5 protein-coding genes are annotated in these 5129 nt (G+C 29.4%); 1 reads left to right on the forward strand and 4 read right to left on the reverse strand.

Annotated features, from left to right (window positions below; translation table 11 throughout):
* Nucleotides 1-81: 81 nt before the first annotated feature.
* Nucleotides 82-1143 (reverse strand): [FeFe] hydrogenase H-cluster radical SAM maturase HydE, encoded by a 1062-nt coding sequence (gene hydE / locus SOR60_RS02055; protein WP_320595092.1) that lies wholly within the window; start codon nt 1141-1143, stop codon nt 82-84.
* 240 nt (nt 1144-1383) lie between these two features.
* On the opposite strand from hydE, the gene apf reads away from it, so the two are divergent.
* Nucleotides 1384-2229 (forward strand): aggregation-promoting factor, encoded by an 846-nt coding sequence (gene apf / locus SOR60_RS02060; RefSeq protein WP_320595093.1) that lies wholly within the window; start codon nt 1384-1386, stop codon nt 2227-2229.
* Between the two features lie 66 nt (nt 2230-2295).
* Here the strand turns inward: apf and SOR60_RS02065 are convergent, their stop codons facing one another.
* The 3 genes from SOR60_RS02065 to SOR60_RS02075 form a co-directional block, all read right to left on the reverse strand.
* Nucleotides 2296-3924 (reverse strand): ABC transporter permease, encoded by a 1629-nt coding sequence (locus SOR60_RS02065; protein ID WP_320595094.1) that lies wholly within the window; start codon nt 3922-3924, stop codon nt 2296-2298.
* A complete protein-coding gene (locus tag SOR60_RS02070) occupies nt 3914-4639 on the reverse strand; it encodes an ABC transporter ATP-binding protein (RefSeq protein ID WP_154541297.1) in 726 nt (241 codons plus the stop codon). Before SOR60_RS02070 ends, SOR60_RS02065 begins: the two co-directional genes overlap by 11 nt.
* Before the next feature lie 252 nt (nt 4640-4891).
* On the reverse strand, nt 4892-5129 hold a 238-nt coding region (locus SOR60_RS02075; RefSeq protein ID WP_320595095.1), incomplete at its 5' end, for a PhoU domain-containing protein.

Raw genomic sequence — 5129 nt, forward strand, 5'->3', positions numbered from 1 at the left:
CCAAAGACAATTTTGTGAACAAGCTTTCCAGCTCATCAAGGTCAAATTATCTTAGAGAAACTTGTAATGATTTAGTAAAGATTAATTTAATTTGCATAAGCCTCTTTTTTCTACATAAAATCTTTTAGTTTTTGAAACATCTCCTCTAGCTGTAACTATATTATAGCCTGCTTTTTTAACTCTTAACTCTAGACATGACCTACATTCAGCAGCCTCATCCCCAGTACAAATCTTATTATCATATAGAGAATAAAGTTCTCTATATGAAGTAGGTGAAAGATTTGGCATAAGGACATTTGCACCTGCCTTAAGTCCTTCTTCCCTACCAAAAGGATTAATAGTCCCTAGAGCAGTAGTAGCTGGTATTAAGCAATATGGAAACATAAGCCTAAGTATTGAAACAAGCCTTAATGTCTTTTTATATGACCCATTTTCCATATCCTTAAATGGGGTATCATGTTGAGAAATATAAGGACCTATGCCCACCATATCTGGCTCAAGTTCTTGTAAAAATCTTAAATCTTTAACAAGATCTTCATCTTCTTGGTAAGGTGAACCTACCATAAATCCTCCACCAACTTGAAATCCTATTTCCTTTAAGTCAAATAAACACTGTCTCCTATTTTCAAAGGACATCTCACTAGGATGGATTTTATAATAATGCTGTCTATTTGAAGTTTCTTCCCTTAATAGATACCTATCAGCTCCTGCATTATAAAAGGCTCTATAAGAATTTTTACTTCTTTCTCCAAGAGAAAGGGTTATAGCACAATCTGGATGTATTTTTTTAATCTCTTCAACTATCCTACATATATCATCATCCTTATAAGCCATATCCTCCCCGCCTTGGAGGACAAAAGTTCTATAACCTAATTTGTAACCTATTTTAGCACACATTATAAGCTCATCAAAATCAAGCCTATATCTTTCTATATTTTTATTTGAACGTCTTATTCCACAATAGTAGCAATCATTTTTACAATAATTAGAAAATTCAATAAGACCTCTTACATAAACATCACTTCCATAAATTGCTTTTCTAACCTTATCAGCTCTTTTGGCAAGTTCTTCATTATATTTATCATCTGAAATCAACTCAACAAGAGTAGAATCAGTAAATTCTTCTGCTTTTATAAAGTTCATTTAGACCTTCCTTCTAACTTAATTATCTAATATTATAACAAATAAGATAAAAAAATGATAATTTTTCTAAATTTTATATATTTCCACATATTTTCTACACAATCTTGATATATTATATGCCTTGTAAATGATAAGTTGTAATTATTTTGTAACTAATGTTACAAAAAAATAAATTTAATCAAAAATAACTAGAAAATAGTTACAAATAAATTAAAAACAATATTAAGGAGAGTAATCATTATGACAAAAATAAAAAAATATGGACTAGTAGCTGCTTTAGTTCTACCGACAATCTTCACAGCAACAAATAAGGCAGAAGCTTCAAAGGCTGTTAAAAATTCCGATAAGGCAGCTGCAGTAAATGTAAGAAGTGAAGCTAAGGAAGCTAATAACATTATAGGACTTATAGATAATGATAAAGCTTATGAAGTTATTGATAATCAAAATGGTTGGTTAAAAATCAAATATGATGATAAAGAAGCTTATGTAGGAAGCTACTGGTTTAACGTAGTTGAAGAAGCAAAGGTAATAAACCCAGCTAACTTCAGAAAAGATGATCACTTAGAATCAGAAGTATATCAAGTACTAAAAAAAGATGACGTAGTAGAAGTTATCTCATATGCAAACAATGGATTTGTTAAAGTAGTGTTTGAAGGAAAAGAAGGATACATACATGAATCACTTTTAGATCTTCCAGAAAGTTTTGCAAATGCCAATAAGCCACAAGTGGTTGTAGCTAATAATAATTATACACAAGAAACTTCTTATCAAGCACCAGCTCAAAATTATCAATCTTCAAACCAAACTCACTATGAAGCCCCAGCACAAACTCACTATGAAGCTCCTGCTCAAAACTACCAAGGATCAAGCTCATCAGCTAAAGAAATCATAGCTCAGAGAGAATCAGGTGGATCATACAATGCTAGAAACGGACAATATATAGGAAGATACCAACTTTCATCTTCATACTTAAATGGAGACTATTCAGCAGCTAACCAAGAAAGAGTAGCAGACCAATATGTAGCTCAAAGATACGGTTCTTGGGATAATGCTCTAGCATTCTGGAATAACAATGGTTGGTACTAAAACTAAATAGATTTGAATTTCAAAAAGACTGCCCATATCATGATTTGGCAGTCTTTTTTCATCTATTTATACATCATAAAATCCATTTCTATATGACCTTATACAAGCCATATAAAGAAACTTAATAACTAAAATTATAAGAATAAATATAAATAAAAATGCAACATAGATATTAGTTAAATTATATATTAAAAAACTAAATACACCTACTATTAAAAGTATAATACCACTTGCAAGATAATATCCTATATTTGCTGATGAACCCCTAGTCAAATCTTTCTCTCTTTCCCAGTGGATATTAACAGACTTAGAGTCCATCAAAATTCCCTGCATTGATGAAAGAAGACTTGCTAAAGTAAATCCTATAAATAAGGATAAACTTGCCAAAAAATCTACTTTAGTAAGCAAAGATAAAATAATACATAAACCTATGTTTAAAATGGTATTTAATAAATTTATAGAAATAAGCCTTCCTAGAACATTATCCCTTGGGGCAATCGGATAAGTTAATGTTTGATAAAGCCCCTCTCCTTCCCTTGATAAAGACGAATTTATAGCTACATCATTAGCCGATATAAAATATCTAAAGACAAATCCGCCAATAATAAAGATTAAATATAAATCCTTATTCGAAAAATCAAGTGTTTTTATCATATCTAGAAATCCACTTGCTCCAAATCCCCAAAATATAGTAAAAATTATCATAGAAGATAAAACAGGATAAACATATACTGGAGTGCTTATTAGAGATTTGAAATCTTTTCTACATATTGCTATAATTTTCGAATTTTGTGAACTTTTAACCAAGCCTTGCTTTTTATGTCTTTTCTTCTGTCTCAATTCAGAAAATGAATCTAAGTATATTTTTGAGGAAATCTTTTCACTTATAAAAATCAAAATAGCAAAATAAAGGTATAAAACTAGGCTATAGCCTATAAAGCTTATAAAAGAAGCGTTTAAACTTTTTGCATATATCCTTGTATGGATAAATAAATATGAAAGAATGCTATCAGATGATATAAAAATTTTTCCTATTTTTGAAAATGCATCTCCACTATTTGACCTGAAAGCGTAAAAATAGACAAAACCTATAAGTAATAAACTTATACCATAGCCTATGAATTTGAATATATTAGAATAAGACCTTATATTTGAAAATCTCATTATAATCATGATAATAAGGGACATAAGTAGAATTGGTATAACAATCATAGGAAGAAAATTTATTACATATCCTATAAGTCTTATGGCTTTAAATCCGTCTATATAGAAATAAACTATACCCATTAATATATAAAATAAGAAAACTTCAAAACTTGATAAAATTTTAGCCAAAAATTTAGATAGGTAAATCTCACTCTCCTTAATAGGCATAGTTCTTAGTATAGTAATCTCCTTACTCCTACTATAGTCAGTAATCAGGTCATTTATACTTAAAATAAGGGCAAAGAAACTTATTACAAGAGATGATGACATAAAATATGAAAACTCATCTCCATTTTTAAGGTAAACGAAGGCTAAAAACATAAAGATAGAAAACCCTACCCCTAGATAAAAACCGTAAATTACTAATATCAAGAGTATTCTTAACACATAGTCATTAGGATATCCGTAGACCTTGGTATTTGGTAGGTATTTGAGATTTTCTTCTCTGAAATTTTTAATAAATAATTGTCTAAATCTTTTATTTAACATCTGTAAGCTCCAAAAACATCTCTTCAAGGGACTTATCTTCAGAAAGATTCTCTTTAATGTCATCTAGGCTTCCCATTGCCACAATTTTTCCTTCTGATATTATTGCAATCCTGTCACAAATATTTTCAGCAACCTCCATCATATGGGTTGAAAAGAAAACCATCTTGCCCCTATCTGCCCTATCCCTCATAATCTTTTTAAGATTAAATGATGATTTAGGATCAAGTCCTACCATTGGTTCATCCAATATTAAAAGATCTGGATTATGGATTAGACTTGCTATTATGGCAAGTCTTTGCTTCATTCCATGGGAGTAAGATGAAATATCATCTACCATAGACTCTCTTATATTAAAATAATCAAGATATTTGTTGAGTCTTCTGTCCCTATCTTCTTTACTTACGCCATATATATCTGCAACAAAGTTTATGTATGAAATTCCATTATATTTTTCAAATAGCAAAGGATTGTCAGCAAGATATGAGAATTTAGACTTATATAATAAAGGATTATCTTCAATCATAATATTATCTATAGTAATATCACCACTACTCTTTTTTATAAGCCCTACTATGGCTTTTATTGTAGTTGACTTTCCTGCACCATTTGGTCCTAAAAATCCAAAAATTTCCCCATTTTTTACAGTAAATGAAATATTATCTACAGCAAGCTTTCCATTTTTATATTTTTTGGTAAAATTCTTAACTTCTAACATGAAAACTCCTTTTTATATACTAAAAAACACCCTAAATAAAGCTAATAAAACTGCTATTTTAATATTTTTACCATAGATAGATAAAATTATTATTTAAAATTCCCCTTATTATTTCTCTATCAATACTACTTTCTCGTATATTTATCTTTTATTTTTATACCCAATATATTATAATTAAATGCAATAGATTGTAAAATAATAAATTTGATTTATAAAATTAAAAGCTTTCGCAAATATACGAAAGCTTTAATCTTATTCTTCATGCAATTTTACTATTTGTTTTTCATACTCACTATGAACCTTTACAGGATCTACTGTTAAACGGGCAATATTAAAAGCATGATCTCCAATTCTTTCAATAGTTGAAGCTATATCGACAAATACAGAGCTTGCAACTGTAGTTAGATTCTCACCATTTCTAAGTCTTTTATAATGTGATTTCCTTAAGTTTTGCTCAAGAAGATCAAGGTTAGCTTCATCCTCTTTTAGT

Source organism: Anaerococcus porci (assembly GCF_034090325.1).
Lineage (GTDB): Bacteria > Bacillota > Clostridia > Tissierellales > Peptoniphilaceae > Anaerococcus > Anaerococcus porci.